The 23,289-nt window shown below is 70.1% G+C and carries 22 protein-coding genes and 3 tRNA genes; 8 read left to right on the top strand and 17 right to left on the bottom strand.

Annotation, left to right across the window (positions count from 1 at the left end; genetic code table 11):
* Nucleotides 1–130: 130 nt before the first annotated feature.
* The 9 genes from IRZ18_02520 to IRZ18_02480 form a co-directional block, all read right to left on the bottom strand.
* Nucleotides 131–643: a flavin reductase family protein gene (locus IRZ18_02520; protein MBX5475980.1), complete on the bottom strand. Its 513-nt coding sequence runs from the start codon at nucleotides 641–643 to the stop codon at nucleotides 131–133.
* Nucleotides 644–681: 38 nt separating this feature from the next.
* Nucleotides 682–2,181, bottom strand: coding sequence for a 4-hydroxyphenylacetate 3-monooxygenase, oxygenase component (hpaB, locus tag IRZ18_02515; GenBank protein MBX5475979.1), 1,500 nt, complete (start codon nucleotides 2,179–2,181; stop codon nucleotides 682–684).
* A gap of 27 nt (nucleotides 2,182–2,208) precedes the next feature.
* Nucleotides 2,209–3,675, bottom strand: coding sequence for a 5-carboxymethyl-2-hydroxymuconate semialdehyde dehydrogenase (gene hpaE / locus IRZ18_02510; protein ID MBX5475978.1), 1,467 nt, complete (start codon nucleotides 3,673–3,675; stop codon nucleotides 2,209–2,211).
* Complete coding sequence (locus tag IRZ18_02505; protein ID MBX5475977.1) at nucleotides 3,672–4,421, bottom strand: fumarylacetoacetate hydrolase family protein; 750 nt, start codon at nucleotides 4,419–4,421, stop codon at nucleotides 3,672–3,674. Before IRZ18_02505 ends, hpaE begins: the two co-directional genes overlap by 4 nt.
* Nucleotides 4,418–5,341, bottom strand: a complete 924-nt coding sequence (locus tag IRZ18_02500; GenBank protein MBX5475976.1) for a 4-hydroxy-tetrahydrodipicolinate synthase — start codon at nucleotides 5,339–5,341, stop codon at nucleotides 4,418–4,420. Before IRZ18_02500 ends, IRZ18_02505 begins: the two co-directional genes overlap by 4 nt.
* Nucleotides 5,342–5,345: 4 nt before the next feature.
* Nucleotides 5,346–6,065, bottom strand: a complete 720-nt coding sequence (locus IRZ18_02495; protein MBX5475975.1) for a GntR family transcriptional regulator — start codon at nucleotides 6,063–6,065, stop codon at nucleotides 5,346–5,348.
* An 84-nt stretch (nucleotides 6,066–6,149) separates the two neighbouring features.
* Entirely contained in the window at nucleotides 6,150–7,292 is a 1,143-nt protein-coding gene (locus IRZ18_02490; GenBank protein ID MBX5475974.1) for an aminotransferase class I/II-fold pyridoxal phosphate-dependent enzyme, read from the bottom strand.
* Nucleotides 7,293–7,352: 60 nt separating this feature from the next.
* Nucleotides 7,353–7,940: a DUF445 family protein gene (locus IRZ18_02485; protein MBX5475973.1), complete on the bottom strand. Its 588-nt coding sequence runs from the start codon at nucleotides 7,938–7,940 to the stop codon at nucleotides 7,353–7,355.
* Nucleotides 7,937–8,863, bottom strand: a complete 927-nt coding sequence (locus tag IRZ18_02480; GenBank protein MBX5475972.1) for a putative sporulation protein YtxC — start codon at nucleotides 8,861–8,863, stop codon at nucleotides 7,937–7,939. The genes IRZ18_02485 and IRZ18_02480 overlap by 4 nt, the downstream gene beginning before the upstream one ends.
* Before the next feature lie 183 nt (nucleotides 8,864–9,046).
* Between IRZ18_02480 and IRZ18_02475 the strand changes: the two genes are divergently transcribed.
* Nucleotides 9,047–9,820 carry a hypothetical protein gene (locus tag IRZ18_02475; GenBank protein MBX5475971.1) on the top strand — a complete coding sequence of 258 codons (774 nt, stop codon included), beginning with the start codon at nucleotides 9,047–9,049 and terminating at the stop codon, nucleotides 9,818–9,820.
* Here the strand turns inward: IRZ18_02475 and pepF are convergent.
* A complete protein-coding gene (pepF, locus tag IRZ18_02470) occupies nucleotides 9,817–11,634 on the bottom strand; it encodes an oligoendopeptidase F (GenBank protein MBX5475970.1) in 1,818 nt (605 codons plus the stop codon). The genes IRZ18_02475 and pepF overlap by 4 nt on opposite strands.
* A gap of 109 nt (nucleotides 11,635–11,743) precedes the next feature.
* Here pepF and IRZ18_02465 point away from each other — a divergent pair, with 109 nt between their 5' ends.
* On the top strand, nucleotides 11,744–12,265 hold the full coding sequence (locus IRZ18_02465; GenBank protein ID MBX5475969.1) for a PaaI family thioesterase: 522 nt from the start codon (nucleotides 11,744–11,746) through the stop codon (nucleotides 12,263–12,265).
* Here IRZ18_02465 and IRZ18_02460 read toward each other — a convergent pair.
* On the bottom strand, nucleotides 12,230–14,383 hold the full coding sequence (locus tag IRZ18_02460) for a thioredoxin domain-containing protein (protein MBX5475968.1): 2,154 nt from the start codon (nucleotides 14,381–14,383) through the stop codon (nucleotides 12,230–12,232). The two genes, IRZ18_02465 and IRZ18_02460, sit on opposite strands and share 36 nt — an antisense overlap.
* Nucleotides 14,384–14,481: 98 nt before the next feature.
* Between IRZ18_02460 and IRZ18_02455 the strand changes: the two genes are divergently transcribed.
* The gene (locus IRZ18_02455) at nucleotides 14,482–15,408 is read left to right on the top strand and encodes a phosphotransferase (GenBank protein ID MBX5475967.1); all 927 of its coding nucleotides are present in this window, start codon (nucleotides 14,482–14,484) and stop codon (nucleotides 15,406–15,408) included.
* Between the two features lie 64 nt (nucleotides 15,409–15,472).
* On the opposite strand, the gene IRZ18_02450 is transcribed toward IRZ18_02455, so the two are convergent.
* Nucleotides 15,473–16,843 (bottom strand): HD domain-containing protein, encoded by a 1,371-nt coding sequence (locus IRZ18_02450; GenBank protein ID MBX5475966.1) that lies wholly within the window; start codon nucleotides 16,841–16,843, stop codon nucleotides 15,473–15,475.
* 118 nt (nucleotides 16,844–16,961) lie between these two features.
* Between IRZ18_02450 and IRZ18_02445 the strand changes: the two genes are divergently transcribed.
* Both IRZ18_02445 and fabG read left to right on the top strand, forming a co-directional pair.
* Nucleotides 16,962–18,278, top strand: coding sequence for a molybdopterin-dependent oxidoreductase (locus IRZ18_02445; protein ID MBX5475965.1), 1,317 nt, complete (start codon nucleotides 16,962–16,964; stop codon nucleotides 18,276–18,278).
* Between the two features lie 51 nt (nucleotides 18,279–18,329).
* Nucleotides 18,330–19,076, top strand: a complete 747-nt coding sequence (fabG, locus tag IRZ18_02440; protein MBX5475964.1) for a 3-oxoacyl-ACP reductase FabG — start codon at nucleotides 18,330–18,332, stop codon at nucleotides 19,074–19,076.
* A gap of 88 nt (nucleotides 19,077–19,164) precedes the next feature.
* Here fabG and IRZ18_02435 read toward each other — a convergent pair whose 3' ends face one another.
* The 4 genes from IRZ18_02435 to IRZ18_02420 all read right to left on the bottom strand — a co-directional run bounded on the left by IRZ18_02435 (nucleotide 19,165) and on the right by IRZ18_02420 (nucleotide 19,956).
* Nucleotides 19,165–19,626 carry a MaoC family dehydratase N-terminal domain-containing protein gene (locus tag IRZ18_02435; GenBank protein MBX5475963.1) on the bottom strand — a complete coding sequence of 154 codons (462 nt, stop codon included), beginning with the start codon at nucleotides 19,624–19,626 and terminating at the stop codon, nucleotides 19,165–19,167.
* Nucleotides 19,627–19,685: 59 nt separating this feature from the next.
* Nucleotides 19,686–19,762, bottom strand: a tRNA-Val gene (locus IRZ18_02430).
* A 20-nt stretch (nucleotides 19,763–19,782) separates the two neighbouring features.
* A tRNA-Cys gene (locus tag IRZ18_02425) sits at nucleotides 19,783–19,857 on the bottom strand.
* Between the two features lie 24 nt (nucleotides 19,858–19,881).
* Nucleotides 19,882–19,956 (bottom strand) — tRNA-Gly (locus tag IRZ18_02420).
* Nucleotides 19,957–20,204: 248 nt separating this feature from the next.
* Between IRZ18_02420 and IRZ18_02415 the strand changes: the two genes are divergently transcribed.
* Nucleotides 20,205–21,662: an amidase gene (locus IRZ18_02415; GenBank protein MBX5475962.1), complete on the top strand. Its 1,458-nt coding sequence runs from the start codon at nucleotides 20,205–20,207 to the stop codon at nucleotides 21,660–21,662.
* Nucleotides 21,663–21,708: 46 nt separating this feature from the next.
* On the opposite strand, the gene IRZ18_02410 is transcribed toward IRZ18_02415, so the two are convergent.
* Nucleotides 21,709–21,924 carry a hypothetical protein gene (locus IRZ18_02410; GenBank protein MBX5475961.1) on the bottom strand — a complete coding sequence of 72 codons (216 nt, stop codon included), beginning with the start codon at nucleotides 21,922–21,924 and terminating at the stop codon, nucleotides 21,709–21,711.
* Between the two features lie 333 nt (nucleotides 21,925–22,257).
* On the opposite strand from IRZ18_02410, the gene IRZ18_02405 reads away from it, so the two are divergent.
* Nucleotides 22,258–22,614: a helix-turn-helix transcriptional regulator gene (locus IRZ18_02405; protein MBX5475960.1), complete on the top strand. Its 357-nt coding sequence runs from the start codon at nucleotides 22,258–22,260 to the stop codon at nucleotides 22,612–22,614.
* Between the two features lie 85 nt (nucleotides 22,615–22,699).
* A complete protein-coding gene (locus IRZ18_02400) occupies nucleotides 22,700–23,215 on the top strand; it encodes an ImmA/IrrE family metallo-endopeptidase (protein ID MBX5475959.1) in 516 nt (171 codons plus the stop codon).
* The last annotated feature ends 74 nt before the right edge of the window (nucleotides 23,216–23,289 follow it).

Below are 23,289 nucleotides of genomic sequence, written 5' to 3'. Positions count from 1 at the left end.
CAGTTCCACGTGCGCGGTCCGCACGATCCGGAACGGCGGGTCCGGATTGAACCAGGCGAGGTCGAGGCGATCCGTCGCGGCATCCATGGCCATACCTCCCGAATCCGTCGGTTCTCGGCGCCGGCCGGCGTCAGTCCTCGTAGTAGATGCGCGCGGACGCCCGATCGAACGTCTCCACCGCCTCCGCGGGAACCGGGCTCCACTCCTGAAGGCGCCGGTACCGGCCCCCCCAGAAGACGAGCGGCGCGCGGCCCGGCTCGCCTTCGTGCAGCGCCAGGACGCGGCCCACCACGATGGCGTGGTCCCCGGCGTCCACGACCCGCTCCACCGTGCACCCGGCGGCGCCCAGGCAGCCGACGAGAAGCGGGCCTCCCTCCCACGGAACGAAGCGGAACTCGGGCGCGGTGCCGCCCCGCGCGCCGGAGAAGTGGCGCGACACGGCTTCCTGCTCCGCGCTGAGGACATTCACCGCGAACGCCCCCGCGGCGCGAATGTGCTCCAGCATGCGCGCGTCCCGGTGGATGCAGACGAGGAGCAGGAGGGGCTCCAGCGACACGGAGCAGAACGCGTTGGCCGTCATGCCGCGCATCTCGCGACCGTTCTGCGCCGTGACGACCGTCACGCCCGTGGCGAAGAGCCCCATCACGCGGCGGAAGCGCTGCGCGTCCACCTGCACGGGACCTACGCCTCGCCGCTCGCCCTCGGTGAGGCGCCGGCCGGCGACGCTTCGCCGGCGCGCTCAAGGAAGGCGCGCACCCGGTCGACGTACGGCTGCTTGTCGTAGCTCTGGTACAGCGCGCCCGCCATGCGGACCGGATCGCCGAAGAAGAAGCGCTCGTACAGCACCTGGCGGGACCCGAAGGCGCTCGCCGCGACGTCCCAGGCCAGCCGGAACAGGCGAACCCGCTCGTAGGCGCCGGCGCTGCGCGCCTCAAGGTAGCGCTCGACGACCGGCCCGACCGGGCTGTGGAAGTCGGCTTCCGTGGGCAGGGCCATGAGGCCGCTGGCGCTCAGCTGCTGGATGATCTCCACGAGGCGCGGGTACATCTTGGGGTACAGGTTGCGCGCGGCGTTGAGCGGCGCCCACGCCGGCGTCATGACGCCCCACGCGTCGACGGCCGCGTCGGCCTCGGCCGCCCGCAGGAACGCCCGCATGGACTCCAGCGCGAGGATGACTTCCGCGGCCTTCTCCTGGACGTGCTGGAAGGCGTCGATGCCGATGGTGTCGATGATCGAGCAGACGATCCCGAGGATGAATTCGGTCTTGGCCACGTTCTTGACGACAACCTGGTGGGCCATGTGGACGACGGCGTTCGTCGCGGCGTAGACCTCGTTGCATTTCTTCGTGTCCTGGTAGAGGAACACGCGCTCCCAGGGGACGAGGACGTCCTCGAAGACGACGACCGCGTCCATCTCCTCGAAGCGGGAGCCCAGCGGGTGGTCGAAGTGGCTGCGGCCGTAGTCGAACGTCTCCCGGCAGATGTACTTGAGGCCGGGCGTGCTGGACGGAATCGCGAAGGCGAAGGCGTACGGCGCGTCCTCGGGCGCGCCCTTGAGCACGGTGGACGGGAAGACCATGATCTCGTCGGAGATGGGGCCGAGCGTGGCCAGCATGCGCGCGCCGCGGATGACGATGCCGCGATCCGTCTCCTTCACCACCCGCGCCGTGAGGTACGGGTCCTTCTGTCTTGCGGGACCGGCGGCGCGATTGGCCTGGGGGTTGATCAGCGTGTGCGTGAGGCAGAGGTCGTGCTCGCGGACGTATTCGTAGTAATTGCGGATGTTGTCGCCGAACCGGGGATCGGCTTCCCTGAAGTAGTCGGCAGCGGCCGCCATGGCCATGAGGCTCGCGTTCAGGTAGTCCGGCGTGCGCCCCAGCATGCCCCCGGACGCGTCGCTCCAGCGCTTGATCATGCGGCGGCGCCGCGCCAGATCCTCGTGCGTGCGAGGCTGAAGAAAGCTCATTCCCACCCGGTCGCCCGTCGACGGCGACACGTACGTCATCTCGTCGCGCAGCGCGGGATCGTGCTGCATGTCATACAGTTGCGCGATGCTGCGCGTGACGTTGCGGAACGCCGGGTGCTGGGTGATGCCCGTCACCACGCGCTCGCCCTGGATCCACACGTCCCTCGGTTCCGAGTCGAGCCGCTCCAGGTACTCGCGGCCGGTCCTCGCTCCCACCATCGGTCCCTCCCATCGATGCGTCGCTCACTCCACGCCGAAACGGGGAATCGGGTGCTCGCCGAGGGCCACGTGGATGGTGGAGAGTTCGGTGTAGAATTCGAAGCTGTAGTGACCGCCCTCGCGGCCGATGCCGCTGTGCTTCGCGCCGCCGAACGGCGTGCGCAGGTCCCGCACGTTCTGCGAGTTGACCCACACCATGCCGGCCTCCATGGCCTGCGCCACGCGGTGCGCGCGCTGCACGTCCCGCGTCCACACATATGCGGCCAACCCGTACTTCACGTCGTTCGCCAGGCGCACGGCCTCCGCCTCCCCTTCGAAGCGCAACACGGTCAACACGGGGCCGAAAATTTCTTCCTGCGCCACGCGCATGTCGTTCGTGACCTCGGTGATGAGGGTCGGCTGAAGGTAGTTCCCCTTGGGTAATTCCGCCGGCCGGTCGCCACCGGCGACCACGGCGGCCCCCTCCTCGCGCGCCAGGTCGACGTAGCCCTTCACCCGCTGCCAATGGTCGGGGTGGATGAGCGGGCCGACCTCCGTGCGCTCGTCCTGCGGGTCGCCGACGCGGATCCGCCGCACGCGCTCCGCGAGCGCGGCGACGAACTCGTCGTACACGGCCGTCTCCACGAAGAGCCGCGACCCGGCCGTGCAGCGCTCGCCGTTGAGGGAGTACACGCCGAACACGGCCGCGTCGAGCGCCCGCTCCAGATCCGCGTCGGCGAACACCAGCACGGGCGACTTGCCGCCGAGTTCCATGGAGTAGCGCTTCAATGTGGAGGCGCCGTTGCGCATGATCTCCATGCCGGTCGTCGTCTCCCCCGTGAAGGAGATGAGCTGCACGCCGGGATGGGCGACCAGCGGCGCGCCCGCCGTGTCCCCGAACCCGTGCACGACGTTGAACACGCCGTCCGGCACGCCGGCTTCCTGGACGGCTTCCGCGAGCAGCGCGGCCGTGGCCGGCGACCACTCCGCCGGCTTCAGCACGCACGTGTTGCCCGCGGCCAGGCACGGTGCGATCTTCCACGTCTCCAGCATGAGCGGGGTGTTCCAGGGCGTGATGAGCCCGGCGACGCCGACCGGCTTGCGCACCGTGTAGTTGATGAACGCGCCCTCGACGAGGTAGCTCTCCCCCGTCATCCGCGTCGCCATCTCCGCGAAGAAGCGGAAGTTCTGGGCCGCCCGCGCCGCCTGGCCGCGCGCCTGGCGGATGGGCAGGCCGGTATCCAGCGTCTCCAGCCGGGCGAACTCGTCGCCGCGCGCCTCCAGGGCGTCGGCGATGCGCCGGAGCGCCGCGGCCCGCTCCGCCGGCTTGTGGCGCCACCAGGACTCCTCGAAGGCGCGCCGCGCCGCGCGCACGGCGCGGTCGACGTCCTCCGCGAGCCCTTCGGCCACCTCCGCCAGGGGTTCGTTCGTGGCGGGGTTGAGCGTCGGGAACCATCGCCCGGCCGCGCCTTCCGTGAACCGGCCGTCGATGAAGTGCAGGACGGGCTTCATGCGTCTGCCACCACCGGATTCTCGAGCGCTCCCAGGCCGTCGATCTCCAGCCGCATGATCTCGCCCGGACGCACGTGGGAGATTCCCTTGGGCGTCCCGGTGAGGAGGACGTCACCGGCCTGCAGCGTCATGAACGCGCTGACGAATTCGATGATCGCCGGCACGTCGTGGATGAGCTGGGACGTGCGGCCCCGCTGGCGCAGTTCCCCGTTGACGTACGCGCGCAACTCCAGGTCGTGCACGTTCGGGACGTCGTCGCGATCGACGAGCCATGGCCCGATGGGGCCGAAGGTGTCCCAGCCCTTGGCGCGGATCGGCGGCCGGTACATGTTCCCGACGAAGTCGCGCACGGTGACGTCGTTGGCGATGGTGTACCCGGCGACATGGTCGAGCGCCCGCGAGGCCGGCACGCGACGGCACGGCCGGCCGATGACCACCGCCAGCTCCACCTCGTAGTGCATGTGGGCCACGCCCTTCGGGTAGACGACGGGCGCCCGGTGCCCCACGAGCGACGTGATCGGCTTGAGGAAGAGCACCGGCTCCGGAGGGGTCTCGAGGCCGAGTTCCTCCGCGTGATCGGCGTAGTTCAGGGCGAGGCCGATCACCTGCCGCGGTTCCACCGGCGGCAGCCAGACGACATCGTCCGGGCGATGCGCGCGCCCGGCCTCGTCGAGGAGGACCCCCTCCGCCTCGCGCCACTCGCCCTCGTGGAGGCGGCCGTCCGCGAGAAAGCGGGCGCGCTTCATACCGCCGCCCCCGAGGTCGCGCCGAGGAGTCCGAGGTCTTCCATGACGCGCCGTAGCTTCGCCTGGGTCGCCTCGCCGGGCGGCGCGAGGGGCAGCCGCAGGGCCGGGTGGATCTTGCCCATCCATCCCAGCGCCGTCTTGACCGGCCCCGGGTTCGTCTCAAGGAAGAGGGCCTCGTTCAGCGGCAGCAGCCGGTAGTGCAGGGCGCGCGCCTCCTCCCAGCGCCCCGCGGCGCAAAGGTCGTAGAGCTGGGCGACCTCACGCGGCATCACGTTCGCCGTGGCCGACACGTGGCCGGTGCCGCCGAGGGCCAGCATGGGGAAGCAGAGCGCCTCGATGCCGGAGTAGACGAGGATCCCGGGGCAGGCGGCGATCTCGTCGCTCACCTGCTGCAGGTTCGTGTTCGCCTCCTTGACCCCCACGACGTTCGGGCAGTCCTCGTACAGGCGGGCCATCGTTTCGACCTCCAGGTTGACGGCCGTGCGCCCCGGGATGTTGTAGATGATCACCGGCAGCGCGACGCTCTCGCAGACGGCCTTGAAGTGCTCGTAAAGACCGCGCTGCGACGGCCGGTTGTAGTACGGGACGATGACGAGGGCCGCGTCCGCGCCCAGTGCCTCCGCGCGTTTCGTGAGCCGGATCGTCTCCCGCAGGTTGTTCGTCCCCGTTCCGGCCACAACCGGCGCCCGGCCCGCCGTGGCCTCCACGGCGAGCTCGATCATGAATTCCCGCTCGTCCAGCGAGAGCGCGCTGGGTTCACCCGTCGTGCCCGTGACGGAGATCCCGTGGGTGCCGTTGGCCAGCTGCCATTCCACCAGGCGGCGGAAGGCGGCGGCGTCGATCTCGTCGTCCGGCGTGAAGGGCGTCACCATGGGCACGATGGAGCCCCTCAGCCTGCGCTGCGCCTCGGCGCGGTCCACTCGCTCAACCCCTTTCGCGGGTCCTCGTCTCCCTCTCCCAGGCCTCGAACGCCCGCAGGGTACGCAGCTTGTGCTCCCGGGCGAACGCCTCGACCGCGTCCGGCGCGGCGCCGGTTTCCAGGAGGCGCAGGAGCTCCTCGTGCTCCTCCAGCGACTCCCGCGACCGGTTGGGCACGAACGCGAACACCGTGCGGCGCATGGCGTCCAGCTGGCGCATCACGTTATCGATGGCGTCGCGCAGGAACGCGTTGGGGCAGCGTTCCCGCAGGTGCGCGTGAAACGCGCGGTTCAAGCGGCTGTACGCCATGACGTCCAGCTCCGCGATGGCCGCGCGCATCTCCGCGTTCATGCGGCGCAGGTGGGCCAGGTCGTCCGGCGTGACGCGTCCGACCGCCAACGCCGTGGCGTATCCTTCGAGCACGGCGAGGGTGCTGAACGCATCGTGGAAGGCCGCCTCGTCGGGGACGGCCACCCGGGCCCCGCTGAACGGCTGGTACTCCACGAGGCCTTCCGCTTCCAGCCGACGCACGGCCTCCCGCACCGGAATGGGGCTTGTGCCGAACTCCTTGGCCAGTGCGTCGATGACCAGCCGGTATCCAGGCCCGTAGGTTCCGTCGAGAATCCGCTGGCGAAGGATGGTGTACGCCAGTTCCTGCTTGCTGGGCACAACGGCGTTGCGTGCGCCCTCATCCGTTGGGTTGGTCAAATCGAACGGTTCACTCATATGTGAAGTCATATACGATCGGCACCGTGAAAGATCCTGCCGGCGCCCCCCGATGTGCGCACGGGAAAGGCGCCGGCGTCCGCGTCAACCCTGGACCAGGTCGCGAATCGCCTCGAGTCCCCGCCGGATGTCCTCCTCCGACGCGGCGAGGGAGATCCGCAATTCGTGCTGCGCCTGGCGGCCAAAGGCCGTGCCCGGCACGGCGACGACGCCCTTCTCGGTGACGAGCCGCCGCGCCACCTCTTCCGCCGGCCCCGCCGCAGACACGTCGACCATGAGGTAGAAGGCGCCCTCGGGCGTGTACCGGTACAGCCCCCACTCCCGGACCAGCGAGACCGCCAGGTCGCGCCGGCGGCGGTATGCCGCCACCATCTCCGGGACGTATTCGCCCGCGGAGGTCAGCGCGGCTTCCGCCGCCCGCTGCGCGACCATGGACGACGAACTGAAGATGGCTTCCGCCACCCGCTGCAGCGGCTCCACGACCTGCGCCGGGGCCACGAGGTAGCCGAGCCGCCAGCCCGTCATGGCGTACGTCTTCGAGAAGCTGTACACCGCCATGGCGCGCTCCGGCTGGACTTGGAAAATGGACGTCGGCGCGCGGTCGAAGTAGATCTGGTCGTAGACCTCGTCCGAGATCACCCACAGCCCGTGACGCTCCGCGACGCGCGCAATCCGCTCCACCAGGTCCCGCGGGAAGACGGCGCCCGTGGGGTTGGCCGGGCTGTTGATGACCACGGCCTTGCAGTGCGGGGGGATCCGCCAGCCGTCCGGGTCCGGCAGGAAGCCGTTCTTCGGGTCCAGCGGGTAGAAGACCGGCTCCGCCTGCAGGATGCGGGCCTGCCCGGCGGCGTTGGGCCAGCCGGGATCCGGCAAGAGGACCGCATCGCCCGGGTTGAGCACGGCCGCGAGCGCCAGGAACAGGGCGCCGACGCCGCCCGGCGTGACGAACACCTGCTCGGGAGCGGCGTCGTATCCGTTGACGCGCTTCAACTTCTCGCTGATCAGTTCACGCAGGCGCATGGGCCCGGCCGTCGGCGTGTAGACCATGCGCTCCTCAAGCACGGCTTGCGCCGCGGCCTTGCGGATCGGCTCAGGCGTGAGCATGCTGGGCTCGCCGTACTCCAGGTGAACGAGGCCGGGACGGTTGCCTGCGAACGCGGCGATGGCGCGAATGCCCGAACGGGGCAGGCTGGTGACCAGCGTGGACAGCGGCGGTTGCGACGTCATGGGCATCCTCCCAACAAGGAGCCTTTCGACGCCGCGTTCGGCCATCCTGCGTTGTCCGCGTCAGCGCAGCAAGGTGGTCACGGCCGCCTCGCCGAGGCCGACGAGCGCGCCGATGGCTCCCCCGACCCACTCGACGAAGCGGAGCTCGCGGCGCATGAGGTCGAGGAACAGCCGCTCCAGCTCGTCGGCCGAGAACGACTCCACCCGCTCTTCGACCATGGCGGCGATGTCCCACCCGCTGCGGACGTGGTGCAGCAGCTGATCAAGCGACTCAGCGAAGAACGCGCGCACCTCTCGCCGGACGACCCCCGCGAGCCAGTTCCCGGCGAGATTCGCGACCGGCGACGGCAACCACCCCAGCCGCTCCGCGAGGCGCGTCGCGGCCGACTCGGCGACCTGCGCCGCCACCTGCTCCCTCAGGCCCACGTTCGACAGCTCTTGGAGAAGATCGTCGGCCGAGAGCAGCCGTTCGGCCACGGCTTGTCCCATGGCGCGGGCCAGCGCCTCGCGCCGGGCGGGGATGACGCCCTGGATGCGCCAGGGTCCAAGGCGGATCGGATGGCGAGGGCGAAACAGCATGCGCACCGCGAGCCAGTTCGTGAACCAGCCGATCAGGCCGCCGACGGCCGCCATCCACACGAAGGTCAACGACGACCCTCTCCGAGCGGCGGCCCGGACGCGTCCCGCGCAGCCGCCGCGCAGCGCTCGCAACCGGCGCAGCGCCCCACCCGCGTCTCGAACACCCGCTCAATGGTCTCCACGGCGTGCTGGCCGTCGCCTTCGCCGACCTCGCCGTGCAGGACGATGCGGCGCGGCGCCATGGTGATCAGGGCGCTGATCAGCACGTCCTCGTATTCGACGTCTCCCGTCTCCGTGGGGGCGAGTTCCGGAGGCAACGCCTCGCGCACGCTGGCGCCGGCCTCGTCCAGGAGGCCGAAGGCGCCGCGGTCCCGCGGCACGACGTGGACCGTGTCCACGCGCGGTTCCTGCGCCTCCACGAAGTGCCGCAGAAGGCGGACGAACTCCTCGTACTCCCGTTCGAGGATGTAGTCGTCCACGGCGCGGTCGACCGCGTCCTCCAGCTCTTCGAGGTAGTCCTTCAGGCGAAACGTGACAAACCCGTCCACGATGACGTTGTTGTGCCGTTCGAGGTACTCCTGGAGGCGGGCCAGCACCTTGGTCTTGCGCGGCATGCCGGCGCGCCCGGCGCCCGCGGCCTCTTCGCGCAGGTGGACCTGGGCGTATCCGAGGATGCGCTCCTGTTCGTCGGGCGAGAAGTCGTCGTAGTGCGACCGGATCAAGCGCCGCAGCAACCGGGGCTCCCATTCGCGGCAGATGACGTCAGCCAGCGCGCCGGCGACGCCCTGGCGCACGGCGGCCACCGCCTCCGTGGCGCGCGGGTCGTCGCGGCGGACGTCGAAGCGGCAGCCCAGAAAGCGCCAACGCCCGCGGTCGACGACGTCGACGGCGACGGTCACGCCGTAGCGGGCGGCCGCGCCGGAGAATTCCTGCGCCAGGCGGGCGCGGATCTCCTCGAGCCCCTCCGACGCGCCGATGGCGATCGTCTCCATGCCATTCACCCCCAGGCATCGCGGCGTCAGGATAGTATACGGACCCCCGGCGTCGCCCATACGCCGGCATTCCACATTCTGGGACGGCCGGATCATGATACAATGCCGTCAGCAAGACCCGACCGACCAGTCGGTTGCGTCGACCCGGCGCCCCGCTGGCTCGGCCGGTCGAGGAGGCCCATCATGTCGAGCAAGTCCATCGAACCCGTCGACCCCGAACGCCAGCTGGAGGAGCTTCGCTCGCTGCGCCTGCAAGGGCGAGAGTTCCTCGAATACTTCGAGGAGAAGATCCAGCCGTACCGCGACCGGGTGATCGAGATCCGTCGCGAGGTGGCCAAGGCCGCGCCCAAGATGAGCGACGACCGCAAACGCAAGCTCTGGATGCAGCAGTGGTTCATCGAGTTCCGCGGTCGCGGCGGTTACGCGCGCATCGTGGAGAGCATCCGCAGGCAGGCGGCCGAGACCGGCGAATACGACGACGTCGTCCGCCTCATCGAAAAGCAGGCGGCGGAGGAGCGCCATCACCGCAAGCAGTACGCCGACCTGCTCATCGGCCGCGGCTGGGTGGAGAGCGAGGAAGAGCTTGAGCGGCGCTTCATGCCGAGCGCCATGCTCACCGCGTTCACGACGTTGAACTCCCACGCCGTCGCCGACTACCCGCTCGCCGTGAACTACGCGGCCGTCAACCTCGGCGCGGAAGTCATCTCCGAGGCCAACATGGAAGCGCTCCTCAGCTACGTCACGGACGAGGACTGGCGCGAGGTCCTCAAGCAGCAGCTCGCGGACGAGCGCAAGCACACCGCGTGGGGCCGCTACGTGTTGGAGCGCTACGCCAACGACCCCGAGGTGCAGGCCCACTGCCTGACCATGGCGCGGAACGTGCTGGAGATCCAGTACGCCATGATCGACTTCGACCAGGTGCGCAGCCTCGTCCGCGAGATCAGCGACAGGGGCTAGACGCCCGACAGCGACTCCATCTCGGCGAGGGCCTCGCCGAAGACCGCCAGCGCCTCTTCGACGGGCTTCGGCGAGGTCATGTCCACGCCGGCCACCCGCAGCTGATCGATGGGATCCATGGAGCCGCCGAGGGACAGGAAGCGCAGGTAGCGATCCCGTTCCTCGGCGCCGCCTTCCAGGATGCCCTTCGCCAGCGCCGTGGCCGCGCAGAAGCCGGTCGCGTACTGGTACACGTAAAAGTTGTAGTAGAAGTGCGGAATCCGCATCCACTCCCGCCGGATCTCCTCGTCGGTGACCACGTCGGGCCCGTAATACGCGGCGTTGAGCTCGCCGTACATGGCGTCGAGGCGGTCGGCCGTGAGCGCCTCGCCCTGCTCCACCGTCTCATGGATCTTCCGCTCGAACTCCGCGAACATCGCCTGGCGGAACACCGTGGTGCGGAACCCTTCGAGGTGATGGTTCAAGAGGTACAGCCGCTCCCTCTTGCTCCCGGCTTTCCGCAACAGGTGATGCAGGAGCAGCGCCTCGTTGGCCGTCGAGGCCACCTCCGCGACGAACGTCGAGTAGTGCGAGTTCACGAACGCCTGCGCGCGCTGCGAGAAGAACGAGTGCATGGCGTGGCCCATCTCGTGGGCCAGCGTGAACATGCTGTCGAGGTTGTCCTGCCAGTTCGTCAGCACGAACGGGTGAACCCCGTACACGCCGCTCATGTACGCCCCGGCGCGCTTGCCGGGCCGCTCGTAGACGTCGACCCACCGCTGCTCGAAGCCGCGCGCGAGTTCCCTCGTGTACTCCTCGCCCAGCGGCCGGCAGGCCTCAAGGACCTCCGCTTTGGCCTCCTCGTAGGTGACCTCGCGGTCGAGGTCGGCGACGAGCGGCACGTACACGTCGTACATGTGCAGCTCATCCACGCCCAGCACCCGCTTGCGCAGGCGCATGTACCGGTGGAGGAGCGGGAGGTGACGGCGGATCGTGGCGATCAGGTTGTCGTAGACCGCCACGGGAATGTTGTCCGGAAACAGCGCGGCCTCAAGGGAAGACGAGAAGCGCCGCACGCGGGCGTAGAAGACGTCCTTTTTGATGTTGGCCGCGAGCGTGGCGGCCATGGTGTTGCGGACGGTGGCGTACGTGCCGTAGAACGCGCGAAACGTCTCCTCGCGCACGGCGCGGTTCGGGTTTTCCATCAGCCGTATGAAGCGCGCGTGCGTGAGCTGGACCGGCTCGCCCTTTTCGTCCTTCACGGTCGGGAAGGTGAGGTCGGCGTCATTGAGCATGCCGTAGATGTCTTCCGGAGCCTGCGCCAGCTCGCCGGCCATGGCGAGGAGCTGCTCCTCGGCCGGGGAGAGCACGTGGGGCTTCTCCCGCAAGAGCTGTTCGATGGAGCGCCGGTAGGTCTCAAGCCCCGGCGTCCCGTCCACCCAGGAACGCAGCGTGGCCGCGTCGATCTGCAGGATCTCCGGGTCGATGTACGACAGCTCGCTGCGAAGCTGCACGTAGAGCCCCACGGCGCGGTCGTACATCGCCTGGTGATGCGGATCGCGCGTGTCGAGGTCCCTACCCAGGCTGGCGTACGCCAGGATGCGCAACGCCCTTTCGTGGAGCTCGTCGCGCGTGCGCAGGCACTCCAGCAGCGTGCCGGGGCCCTCCGCCAGGCGGCCCTTGTAACGGGCAGCCCTGGGGATCTCCCCTTTCAGCGCGACGAATGCCTCCTCCCACGCCGCATCGCTCTCGAAGATGTCTTCCAGGCGCCACGTGTGGGACTCCGGGATTTCGTGGGCCACGTTCCGGGACATGAGTACGGTCGCCTCCCTCATCGTGGCATTGGCTTCGTGCCGCCGGGCGCGCTTCCCTGCCGGAGTGCCTGCCCGGGTCGGGCAGGGCTCGGCCGCCGGGGAAGCGAAGACGGTCGCGGAGGCGATGGCATTGTCACCTGCTCCGCGCATCGGATTTTCCCGGCACTGCTTCGTGTGCGGCCAGGAGAACGAGCACGGGCTGAAGGCCCGTTTCGAGGTGCTCGACGGGCGCGCCCGCACCACCGTGCGGCCGCCCGCCTTCGTGCGCGGCTTCGAGGGGATGCTGCACGGGGGCATCATCGCCGCGCTGTGCGACGAAGTCATGTGGTACGCCGGCTTCAGCCGCGACCTCTTCACGGTGACCGGAGACCTGTCGGTGCGGTACAAGGCGCCGGTTCCCGTCGACGGCGAGGTGCACGCGGAGGGCTGGGTCACCGAGGCGCGCCGCAAGATCGTCCGCACAGCCGCCGAGCTGCGCGGCCCGGGCGGCGAGCTCCTCGCGCTCGCGGAGGGGCGGTTCTTCGTCGTTCCTCCGGAGCAGATCCTGGGCGACGAGGAGATCCGGCTGTACGAGGCCGGCCAGTGGACCGGCGCCGGCCGGGCTCCGTGTCCGGGATCACGCTCCGTCCGCGCGGAACGCCGCTCGGGATAGCTCCCGGGCGAGTTCGGCGTCGTCCGTCAGCGGCACGGAACAGGCGAAGTTACGGCACACGTATGCGGTGGGCCGGCCTTCCAGCGCCGGGCGGCCGGCCCAGGCGGGGGGCAGGCGGTCGGGCGAACCTGTCAGCCGCCAGGCCCACGCGTCCGCATCCTCGGGCGCCCAGGTCAGCACCCTCGCGGGAAGATACGCCGCCCAGACCTGCCGCCACCACCCCCACGCGCGGCGGTCGCCCTCCGGCGCGGCGACCGTCACCTCCGTGCCACCCGTGGCTGCGCGCGCCCACGCGGCGCCCAGGGAGGCCATCCCCCACGACTGCCGCCGCATGGCGCCGGCGTGGGCCTCAAGCGCGGCTTCGGCCACGGCGCGGAACCGCTCGTCTCCGGTCAGCGGGTGGAGGCGCAGCAGCGTCGCCACCGCCACGCTCTGCGGCGCCGGCATGCCGGCGTCCAGAGCCGCCGTGGGCCGGTGGATCAGGTCCGAGGTGCCGGCTTCGGTGAGGTAGAACGCCCGCGCCGTCGAGTCCCAGAACCGGTCGACCATCCCGCGCGCGAGCTCCGCCGCCGCCACCAGCCACGCCGCGTCGAAGGTGGACTCGTACACGTCGACGAGACCGTGCGCGACGTACGCGTAGTCCTCCAGCGTGCCCTCGACGTCCGCCTGCCCGTTGTGGAAGCGGCGCAGCAGGCGGTCGGGACGCGGCCGCATGCGGTCGCGGAGTACGGCGGCGGCGCGCTCGGCGGCGTCCAGGTAGCGCCGGTCCTGGAGAACCTGCCATCCGTGGGCGAGCGCGCTCAGGGCGAGACCGTTCCAGCCCGCCAGCGCCTGCTCGTGGCGCGGCGGGCGAGGCCGGCGCTCGCGCGCCTCGAACAGGCGCCGCCGCCCGAGCTCCAGCCGCTTGCCCACCACCTCCGCCGTCAGGCCGTAGCGGGCCGCCAGGTCGTCGACGGATGCGGCGACGTGCAGCACCGTGGAGCCGCCCTCGAAGTTGCCGGACGGCGTCACGCCGTAGCGCGCGCAGAGGAGCTCCCAGTCTTCCGGAGCCGCGGCGCGCACTTCGTCCGGCGTCCACACGTAAAAGCGGCCCTCGCCGCCATCGCTGTCGGCGTCGATGGAACTGTAGAACACGCCGTCGGGCGAGATCATCTCCCGCAGCAGGAAGTCCAGCGTCTCGCGCGCCACGCGGGCGAAGAGAGGGTCGCCCGTGACGCGGTGCGCGTCCAGGTAGACCGGAACGAGAAGTGCGCTGTCGTACAGCATCTTCTCGAAGTGCGGCACCTGCCAGGCGGCGTCCACGGCGTAACGGTGGAAGCCCCCGCCCAGCTGGTCGTAGACGCCGCCCTCGGCCATCTTCCGAAGCGTGAACCGCGCGGCGTCCAGCGGGCGTCGGTCGCCGGTCAGCGCGGCGGCGAGAAGGAAGAGCTCGAGGTTCGCGGGATTGGGGAACTTCGGCGCCCTGCCGAATCCCCCGTGGCGCGGATCGAAGATGCGCAGGAGATCGTCGGCCATGCTCCGGAGAAGGTTCAGGCCGTCATCGCCCTGGCCCGCGGGCACCGGCCCGGCGCCATCCGTGCCACCCGCCGCGGGGGCGTGCGGGCGGTCGGCTTCGGCCAGGGCTTCGACCCACCGCTGGGCGATCGCCTCGATTTGCGCCCGCTCCTCCCGCCAGGCGGCGGCGAGCGTGCGGAGCACGTCGGTGAAACCGGGACGGCCGAAGCGCTGCCGGGGCGGAAAGTAGGTGCCGACGAAAAAGGGCTTCAGTTCCGGCGTGAGGAAGACGGTCAACGGCCAGCCGCCCTGTCCCGTCACCATCTGGCAGACGGTCTGGTAGACGGCGTCGAGGTCCGGCCGCTCCTCGCGGTCGACCTTCACGTTGATGAAGTGGTCGTTCATGAAGGCGGCGATCTCCGGGTCCTCGAACGATTCGTGGGCCATCACGTGGCACCAGTGACAGGCGGCGTAGCCGACGCTCAACAGGATGGGCTTGTCTTCGTCCCTGGCGCGCCGCAGCGCCTCCTCCCCCCAGGGGTACCAGTCGACGGGGTTGTGGGCGTGCTGGCGCAGGTAGGGCGACGCCTCGCGCGCGAGGTGGTTCGGCGGTCGAGTGGACAACGGGTTTCCTCCCACGGATCATTGTAGGCCGGAACGACCGCGGCGAATTCAACCCGAACGCGTCTTGAGACGCGCGGGGCCGGGCAGGAGGCGTGCGCGTGCCGCAGCCCTGGAAGGCAGAGCGTGAGATCACCCCGGACTTCGTCCGGGGGCGCGTGGAACGGGCGTTTCCGGAACTGGCCCCCGTCCAGGCGGAGCGGCTCTCCGAAGGCTGGGACAACGCCGTCTTCCTCGTCAACGGGGAATTCGCGTTCCGCTTCCCCCGGCGCCGCATCGCCGTGCCGCTCCTGGAGCGGGAATTGCGGCTTCTTCCGCGCCTTGCGGACCGCCTGCCCCTGCCCATCCCCGTCCCGCGCTTCGTGGGCCGCCCCGATGCGGACGACCCGTGGCCCTTCTACGGCCACCGGCTCCTGCCGGGCCGGACGATGGTCGACCGGCAGCTCGATGACGCGCGGCGCCGGCGTCTGGCCGCGCCGCTCGCCCGGTTCCTGCGAGCGCTCCACTCCACCCCTGTCCACCTGGGACTGGAAGCCGGCCTCTCGGAGGACGAGTTCGGCCGCCTGGACGTGCACAGGCGAGGGCCGGACGTGATCGATCGCCTGTCCAAGCTCGCGCCGCACGCGGGAATCCTCGACCCGGCGCCCTTCCACGCGATCGTCGAGGCGGCGCTGGACGCCTCCGCCCCGCCGCCCTGCGCGGTCGTGCACGGCGACCTGCACGGCAACAACGTCCTCGTGGACGAGGAGGGCCGGCCCAGCGGGGTGATCGACTGGGGCGACGTGCACATCGGCCATCCGGCGCTCGACCTGACCATCGCGTTCGCGTTCCCGCCGGAGGCGCAGGACGCGTTCTGGCAAGCGTACGGACCCGTGGAGGGCGCCACCTGGCGGCTTGCGCGATTCCGCGCCGTGCACCTGGCATGCGTCGAACTTGAGTACGCTCTGGACACCGGCTCGGCCGCGCTCGTGGCCGAGGCGAAGCGCCTGTTCGCATACGCGGTCGCGGCCCGCCGTCCGAACGCGTGAAGGCGGCGCTGGCGGCGGGCGGGATGCTTGCGGCCGGCCACCTTCCGGGCGAACGCGCGCCCCGTTACCCGCGGTGTCCCGCCGCCTGCACGCGGTCCGCCCCGTGGCCCGTTTCCGCCGCCGCCTGCACCGCGCCGGAAGGGATCGACGTGCCTGCGGGCCGGTGGCCCGCCATCTTGCGGAGCGCGCGGCACAGGGCGTCGACCGCGTCCGGCGCGAACTGCCGCCCGGACTGCGCCACCAACTCCTGCAGGGCTGCCTGGTACGGCATGGCGCGGCGGTAGACGCGGTCGGTCGTCATCGCGTCGAAGGCGTCGGCCACGGCCACGATCCGCGCCCCGATGGGGATCTCCTCGCCCGCGAGGCCGTCCGGGTAACCCTGCCCGTCCCATCGTTCGTGATGGTGACGCACGATGGCCGCCGCGCTCTCAAGGCCCGGAATGCGGCTCACGATGGCCTCCCCGCGGGCGGCGTGCGTCTGCATGATCTGCCGCTCCTCCTCCGTGAGCGCCCCCGGCTTGCCGAGGATGCGGTCCGGCACGGCCATCTTGCCGATGTCGTGAAGGATCGCCCCCCGGACGACGGTTTCGCGCTCGTCCGCCGGAAGGCCCATCTCCTCGGCCATCAGCTCCGCATACGCGGCCACGCGCTCCACGTGCCCGGCGACGTACTCGTCCTTCGCCTCCACCGCTTCCGCCAGCGCCCGCAGCGCCCCCCGAAGCGTGTCCTCCACGCGGTGCACGGCCCGTTGCAGAGCCTCGTTCAACCGCCCCAGCTCCGCGTGCTGGCGCCGCAGCCGCACCGACATGCCGTGGGCCAGGAGCAGGAGCGCCGCCCACAGGGCGCTGAGACCCGCGATGAAGACGACGACGAGGAAGCGTCGCAGGTGCGCAAGCTCGTCCCAGAGCGTGGAGGCGTCCCGGTACGATTCAAAGGCGCCGACGACGCGCCCGTCCTCCGCCCGGATCGGCAGGTAGACCTCCAGCGCTCGCTTCAGCCCCAGGGCGCGCTCTTCCTGATTCTCCGAACGCGTCAGGTCGGAGACGTCGGCGAAACGGCGACCCGCGAGCGCGGAGGCCAGGCCGGCCTCGACGTCGAACGTCTTCCCGATGATGGCCGGTTCCGTGGAGTACAGCACCTGCCCTTGCGGGGACCAGATCTTGACGAGGAGCACCTGGGCCGGCAGGTTCTTCCGGATGACACCGTCGACGACGGCCACCTCGGCGGGCGTCAGGGGGCGGGTCCAGTCGACGAACGCGAGCGCGCGCTGGAGGGTGCGGAAGTCGTCGCCCGTCTCCGCCGCCTGCCAGTCCAGGACGCGGTCCGTCACGAACCGCGACAATTGCGCCTGCACGACCCAGCCCAGCAGCGCCACGACCAGCAGGCTGACGACGGCGAAGCGGATCTCCCATCGGTACGGCTCCGTGCGGAACAATGTCGAACGGCCCTCCTTTTTGGCGAAATTGGCGATGCAGCCATGATTTTCCTACCCGTGGCGCGTAACCTGGAATCGTATACCATGAAGGACACGAAGCGGTCAGGAGGACACGGCCGTGGACGAACGTCTCCAGGCGCCTCGCCGGTCCGGTCTCCGGGCGCGCCTCGCCGCGCTGGGCCACCGCTGGCCGCCGGCCTACCGGCGCGCGCACAGTTCGGCCATCGCGGCGGTTCCGCTGCTGCTCCTGAGCGGCCTCGCCCTCTATCTCCCCGCGTGGCACGCGCCGCTCATCCCGTTCCTGCCGCTTCTCTACTGGCTCCACGTGGGGCTGGGTCTGGGCTTCGCCGCACTGCTTCTCCTGCCGATCCTCGTTCCCGCGGGATCGCGCCGCCTTGCGGGGTTCGACTGGCTCTTCGTGCTCGTCGCCGGCGCCGGGCTGACCTTGACCGGCGTGATGCTGTGGCTCGTCACGGTCTTTCCTTCGGTCTGGCGTCAGAACAGCTTCGAGTGGCACGGGGCCCTCGCCGTCGCGATGGCGGCGTGGTTCGCGTGGCACGGCTGGGCGCGGTCGCGACGCGCGCTCGTCGCGCCGCGGCGACGGCGCGGACGCCCGAACGCCGAACCCATGGAACGCGCGCCGGTGGCGCACGACGCCGCGCCCGAACCCGCCGTGGCCGCACCGCCGGGCGCGCCGAGGCCACCGGCGCCTCGGACTCCGGCGCCTCGGCCGGCCACGCCCGCTCGCCGGCCCATCGGCCGCCGGGAGTTCCTCGCCTGGGCCGGGGGCGGCCTCGCGCTCGCGCTGGCCGCCGCCGCCTTCAGCAACCCCCTCGTGCGCCTGTGGCAGAGCCTCGGCCGCCCGGGGCCGCGCGCCGGCAGCGGCGACTCGCTCACCGGCTGGCCCGGGTTCCAGCTCTACACCGTCGTGCCGGGCTACCCCGACATCCTCCCCGACGCGTGGCAACTGCAGGTGGACGGCCTCGTGGAGCGACCGTTCTCGTTGACCTTCGCAGAATTCCTCAGCCTGCCCCAGACGGCGGAGCGCGAGACGTTCCAGTGCGTCACCGGTTGGGTCGTGCCCAACGTGAGCTGGCAGGGCGTGCGCCTCGCGGACCTCGTCGCCCGAGCGCGGCCGCGTCCCGAGGCGAAGTTCCTGAAGTTCTACTCCGGTGACGGCGTCTACACGGAAAGCCTCACCCTCGACCAGGCCAAGGCGTCCAACGTCCTCCTGGCCCACTCCCTGAACGGCAGCCCGCTTCCCCGCGCGCAGGGCGCGCCCGTGCGCCTCGTCGTCCCGGACATGTACGGCTACAAGTCGCTGAAGTGGCTGACGCGGATCGAGTTCACGGCGGAGCGCCACCTGGGGTATTGGGAAGTGCGCGGCTACGAGGTCGACGCCTACATCCGCGAGTCCGGCAACAGCCGGCAGTAAAAACGGCGCGGCTGGCGAATCGTGCCGTCACGCGGATGTGGAGGTGTCGACATGATCGATCTTTCGGGCAAGGTCGCGGTGGTGACCGGAGCGGGACAGGGCATCGGGCGGGCCATCGCACTGGAGCTGGCGCGCCACGGCGCGGACGTCGTCATCGTGGACCTGAACGAGGACACGGCGAGGCGGACGGCGGAGGAGGCGCGGGCGCTGGGGCGCCGCGCGGCGGCGGTGCGAGCTGACGTGACGGTCGCCGCCGATGTCGAACGCGCGGCGGACACGGCCGTCCGGGACCTCGGCGGGCTGCACGTCTGGGTGAACAACGCCGGCATCACGCGGGACGCGACCATTCTCAAGATGAGCGAGGACGACTTCGACCTCGTCCTGCGCGTGCACATGCGCGGCACGTTTCTCGGGCTGCGCGCGGCCGGCGCCCGCATGAAGGCCCAGGGCCAGGGCGGCGCCATCGTGAACATCTCGTCGATCAGCGGCAAGGTGGGCAACTTCGGCCAGGTCAACTACGCGGGCGCGAAGGCCGGCATCGTCGCCATGACGAAGACGGCCGCCCGCGAATTCGCGCGCTTCGGCGTGCGCGTGAACGCCATTCAGCCGGGTTGGATCGAGACGGCGATGACGGCCGCGGTGCCGGACGAGGTGCGCGCTCAGGCCGTGGCCTCGATCCCGCTCGGGCGGGTCGGGCAGCCGGAGGAAGTCGCGCGCGTGGCCGTGTTCCTGGCCTCGGATTACGCGAGCTACATGACGGGCGCGGTCTTGGAGGTGACGGGCGGCCGCAACATGTGACGGCCCGCGGCGCCGGCGACGCTCGCGCGCCGCCGGCGGGCCACGCGCGCGCGGGCACGGCGGGAGGCCCTCGCGTGGGATGCGCGGCCTACGCCTGGGCCTCCGCCGGCCGCCGCCGGACCATGAGGTTCAGGTAGCCTTCCTGGACCAGTTCGTCCCGCTGGTTGAAGACCTCGAACTTGCGAATGAGGATGCCGCGGTCCGGCTTCGACGTCTCGCGTTTGTCGACGATCGTCACCCGGACGTGGACCGTGTCGCCGAAGAAGACCGGCCGGACGAAGCGCCACTCGTCGATGCCGAGCAGCGCCAGCGCCGTCCCGTCGTTCAGGCCCATGCGGGCGTTGAGCCCGGTGGCCACGGCAAGCACCAGAAGCCCGTGCGCGATCGGCTGCTTGAAGGGCGTCGTCTCCGCGAAGACGCGGTCGGTGTGAAGCGGGTTGAAGTCGCCGCTCAAGCCGGCGAAGAGGACGACGTCCGCTTCCGTGATGGTTCGCCGGGGAGAGACGAACGACTCGCCGACCTGGAAATCCTCGAAATAGCGCCCCGGCACGGGCGGACCTCCTCGTACAAAGACGCCCCGCAAGAGATTGCGGGGCTTGTCTGTCAAAGTGGTGGGCGGTAGAGGACTTGAACCTCTGACCTCGTGAACGTCAATCACGCGCTCTGGCCAGCTGAGCTAACCGCCCGAACTTTTCACTTGCCAAACTGGAGGCGACGGGCGGATTCGAACCGCCGAATAAGGGTTTTGCAGACCCCTGCCTTGCCACTTGGCTACGTCGCCGGCAAACGCAAACGGCATAAAAAATGGAGCGGGAAACGGGATTCGAACCCGCGACTTCTACCTTGGCAAGGTAGCGCTCTACCACTGAGCTATTCCCGCGCAAATCTTTTGTAAACTTGTGCCGTCCGGTCGAGGAACGGCGTGCACGTGTAATTCTAGCGCAGGTCCCACGCGCGCGCAACAGCCGCGCCCGACGAACGCCAAAGTCGACCAGGCCCCCGGCTTGTGGCGCGCCTCGCGCGCGCCGCTTACAGGTGCTGCGCGCGGCCGCAGCGAACTTCCGTCCGCCGGAGGGACCGAGCTTGGATCGCATCGAGGCAGCGAGCATCGCCGAACTGCAGGCCGCCATGGACGCCGGCGAGATCACGTCGCGCAAGCTTGTCGAGTTCTTCCTGTCGCGCATCGAAGACATCGACCGGAATGGCCCTCAGCTCCGGTCCGTCATCGAGACGAACCCCGACGCCATCGAGATCGCGGCCCGTCTCGACGAGGAACGGCGCGCCCGCGGCCCCCGGGGACTGCTGCACGGCATCCCGATTCTTTTGAAGGACAACATCGACACCGGCGACCGCATGTGGACGACCGCCGGCTCGCTCGCCCTCGCCGGAGCTCCCGCCCCACGGGACGCCACGGTGGTCGAGCGGCTGCGCTCCGCGGGTGCCGTGATCCTCGGCAAGACGAACCTCAGCGAGTGGGCCAATTTCCGGTCGTCGTACTCCTACAGCGGCTGGAGCGCGCGCGGCGGCCGCACGCGCAACCCGTACGTCCTCGACCGGAATCCGAGCGGCTCGAGTTCCGGCTCGGCCGTCGCCGTGGCCGCAGGCCTGGCGCCGGCCGCGCTCGGCACCGAGACGGACGGCTCCATCGTGAGCCCGTCCAACAACAACGGCGTCGTCGGCGTCAAGCCGACCGTCGGCCTCACCAGCCGCGCCGGCGTGATTCCCATCGCGCACAGCCAGGACACGGTCGGCCCGCACGCGCGCACCGTGGCCGACGCGGCGCTCGTGCTGGGCGCCCTCACGGGCGTGGACCCGCGGGATCCGGCGACGGCTCGCGGCGCGGAACATCACCACAGGGACTACACGGCCTTCCTCGACCCTGACGGGCTGCGCGGCGCGCGCATCGGCGTCGCCCGCAAGGGCTTCTGGGGCTACAGCGAAAAGGCCGACCGCGTGATCGAGGCCGCGATCGACGCCATGCGGCGCGCGGGCGCGGAGATCGTCGACCCGGCCGATCTGCCGACGATCGACGAGCTTCGCGAGGACGACTCCGAGTTCACCGTCCTGCTCTACGAGTTCAAGCACGATCTCAACGCGTACCTGGCCACCCGCACCGGCGTGCCCGTCCGCACGCTGGAGGACGTCATCGCCTTCAACGAGGCGCACGCGGACGTCGAGCTGCGCGACTTCGGCCAGGACATCTTTGAAAAGGCCCAGGCGATGGGGCCGCTGACCGACGAGCGATACCGGCAGGCGCTGGAGAAGAGCCGCCGGCTGGCCGGGCGGGACGGGATTGACGCCGTGATGGAGACGTATCGATTGGATGCGCTCGTGGCGCCGACCGGCGGCCCGGCGTGGGTCACGGACATCGTCAACGGGGACCGCTACGGCGGCGGCAGCTCGTCGCCGGCCGCGCGCGCCGGGTACCCGCTCGTGACGGTTCCGGCCGGCTTCGCGGGAGAGCTGCCGGTGAACATCACGTTCATGGGCCGTGCATGGAGCGAGCCGACACTGCTTCGCCTGGCCTACGCGTTCGAGCAGTGCACGCGCGCCCGGCGGCCGCCGAAGTTCCTGCCCACGCTTTGAGCGCCGATTGAAAGGGCGGCCGGTGTGAGGCCCGTCGCCAGCCGCCTCACTTCATGCGGCTCCCGACGTGCCCGGCAAAGAGGGCCGCGATGACCTGGGCGACGAACTTGCCGAACCCGGGCCAGTCGAACGACCGCCTCTGCGCGCCGTCCTGGTCCTCCATGTGCGCCCGCACAAACTCCATCTGCCCCTTGAGGACGCCGACCTCTTCGAGGAGCTCGTCGACCCGCTCTTCCAGCCGGCGGAAGCGATCGTCCGTCACATCCATTCACTCCCCTGCGGGTCGTTGCCGGCCACCTGTCCGCCACGGCGCGCGTGTGCCCGCGCTTGTCCTCCGCCTCCTTCGGCGACTCGGAATCGGCGACGTCTCACCCCACATGCTGGCGTCTCTGTGTCCAGAGTGGCACAAACCGTTCCAATCCGTAAGCTTGCTGTGGGACCGTTCGGCATCATTTCGTTCACGCTACGGCGGTGGATCTTGCCCGCACCGCCTGGATTGGCACTTTTTGTACTATGATGATTCCTGGTCTTGGGACTCGTTGGCCGTTGTGGCATGGCACATTTTGTCCTAATGTGTTGGTGGAACGCGCTGGAGGTGGCCGGGACGGAGACGCGCGAAGTCGTCCGACGAAACATCGCTCGCTTCTTCGAGGAGCACCCGGAGTTGACCCAGGCTCAGGTGGAACAGTCCCTTGGGCTCACCAGAGGGTATATCTCGAAGGTTCTTCACGGCCGCCGGAATCCCACCATGGCGCTGGTCGACAGGTTTTGCGCCCGGTACGGGCTGGAGCGGGGTTATTTCCTCGGGGACGACGACGTGCCGAGCAAGGTGTCCGAGCTCCGTCGTGAAGTCGAAGAGATCTGGATGTCCGGCGAACTGGACGAGGAGTACGCTGCGGCGCTCCTCACGTTGATCCGCGCGCGCAGGGCCCGCGCAAAGAAGGACGTCTAGCCCACCCCTTCAGGACCTCGGTCTGGCAGGACTCCCCCTCTCCCAGGACGAACGTTTGTTCTCCATCTCTCCCGAGAGGCGGTCCGTGATGCGCACGGCCCAGGAGCACGCCCGGCGCGCCCGCGCATACGTGGGCGGAGGTCTTCCCTTCGACGTGAAGGCGCTTGCCAAGTCGCTCGGCATCGAGGTGCGCTATCTCAACCTCCCAAGAAGCAGCGGCCGAGCCGCCATGGTCAGGGACAAGGCCGGTTGGCTGGTGACGATCAACGTCCCCATGTGCCCGCGGGACGCCGAGCGCTTCCAGCTGGCCCACGAGCTCGGCCACGTGATGCTGTCCATTTCCCTCCGCGGTCGCCCGATCGGCAGGAGGGCGGCGGAAGCGTGGTGCGATGCGTTCGCTGCAGAGTTGCTCATGCCGGAAGAGGACGTCCGCCGGGAGGCGTGGCGCTCCACGATGTCCTTGATGTGCCGCCGCTACGGGGTCAGCAAGACGGCGATGACGCTCCGGCTGCGGTCGCTGGGGCTGGCGCGGGTCGTCGCCCGTAACGGGAGGCAAGCCTCCGAGCCGGCGGCGTGCACGCCGACGCGGATCCGGCTCTGACGTGGGTGCGCGACCACGCGAGCCCCGGGGCCGCGGCCTGCCCGGTCTCGTATTCACCTCTCCGAGCCCACGAG

The sequence above is a fragment of the Clostridia bacterium genome, assembly GCA_019683875.1.
Taxonomy (GTDB): domain Bacteria; phylum Bacillota; class Sulfobacillia; order RBS10-35; family Bu92; genus Bu92.
The sequence above is the reverse complement of the archived record's forward strand: the minus strand, read 5'-3'. Positions and strand labels throughout refer to the sequence as shown.

Coding starts and splice junctions, on each gene's coding strand:
- IRZ18_02520 (MBX5475980.1), bottom strand. CDS start 643: ATGGGGCTCTTCGCCACGGGCGTGACGGTCGTCACGGCGCAGAACGGT.
- hpaE (MBX5475978.1), bottom strand. CDS start 3,675: ATGAAGCCCGTCCTGCACTTCATCGACGGCCGGTTCACGGAAGGCGCG.
- IRZ18_02505 (MBX5475977.1), bottom strand. CDS start 4,421: ATGAAGCGCGCCCGCTTTCTCGCGGACGGCCGCCTCCACGAGGGCGAG.
- IRZ18_02495 (MBX5475975.1), bottom strand. CDS start 6,065: ATGAGTGAACCGTTCGATTTGACCAACCCAACGGATGAGGGCGCACGC.
- IRZ18_02490 (MBX5475974.1), bottom strand. CDS start 7,292: ATGACGTCGCAACCGCCGCTGTCCACGCTGGTCACCAGCCTGCCCCGT.
- IRZ18_02480 (MBX5475972.1), bottom strand. CDS start 8,863: ATGGAGACGATCGCCATCGGCGCGTCGGAGGGGCTCGAGGAGATCCGC.
- IRZ18_02475 (MBX5475971.1), top strand. CDS start 9,047: ATGTCGAGCAAGTCCATCGAACCCGTCGACCCCGAACGCCAGCTGGAG.
- pepF (MBX5475970.1), bottom strand. CDS start 11,634: ATGAGGGAGGCGACCGTACTCATGTCCCGGAACGTGGCCCACGAAATC.
- fabG (MBX5475964.1), top strand. CDS start 18,330: ATGATCGATCTTTCGGGCAAGGTCGCGGTGGTGACCGGAGCGGGACAG.
- IRZ18_02415 (MBX5475962.1), top strand. CDS start 20,205: ATGGACGCCGGCGAGATCACGTCGCGCAAGCTTGTCGAGTTCTTCCTG.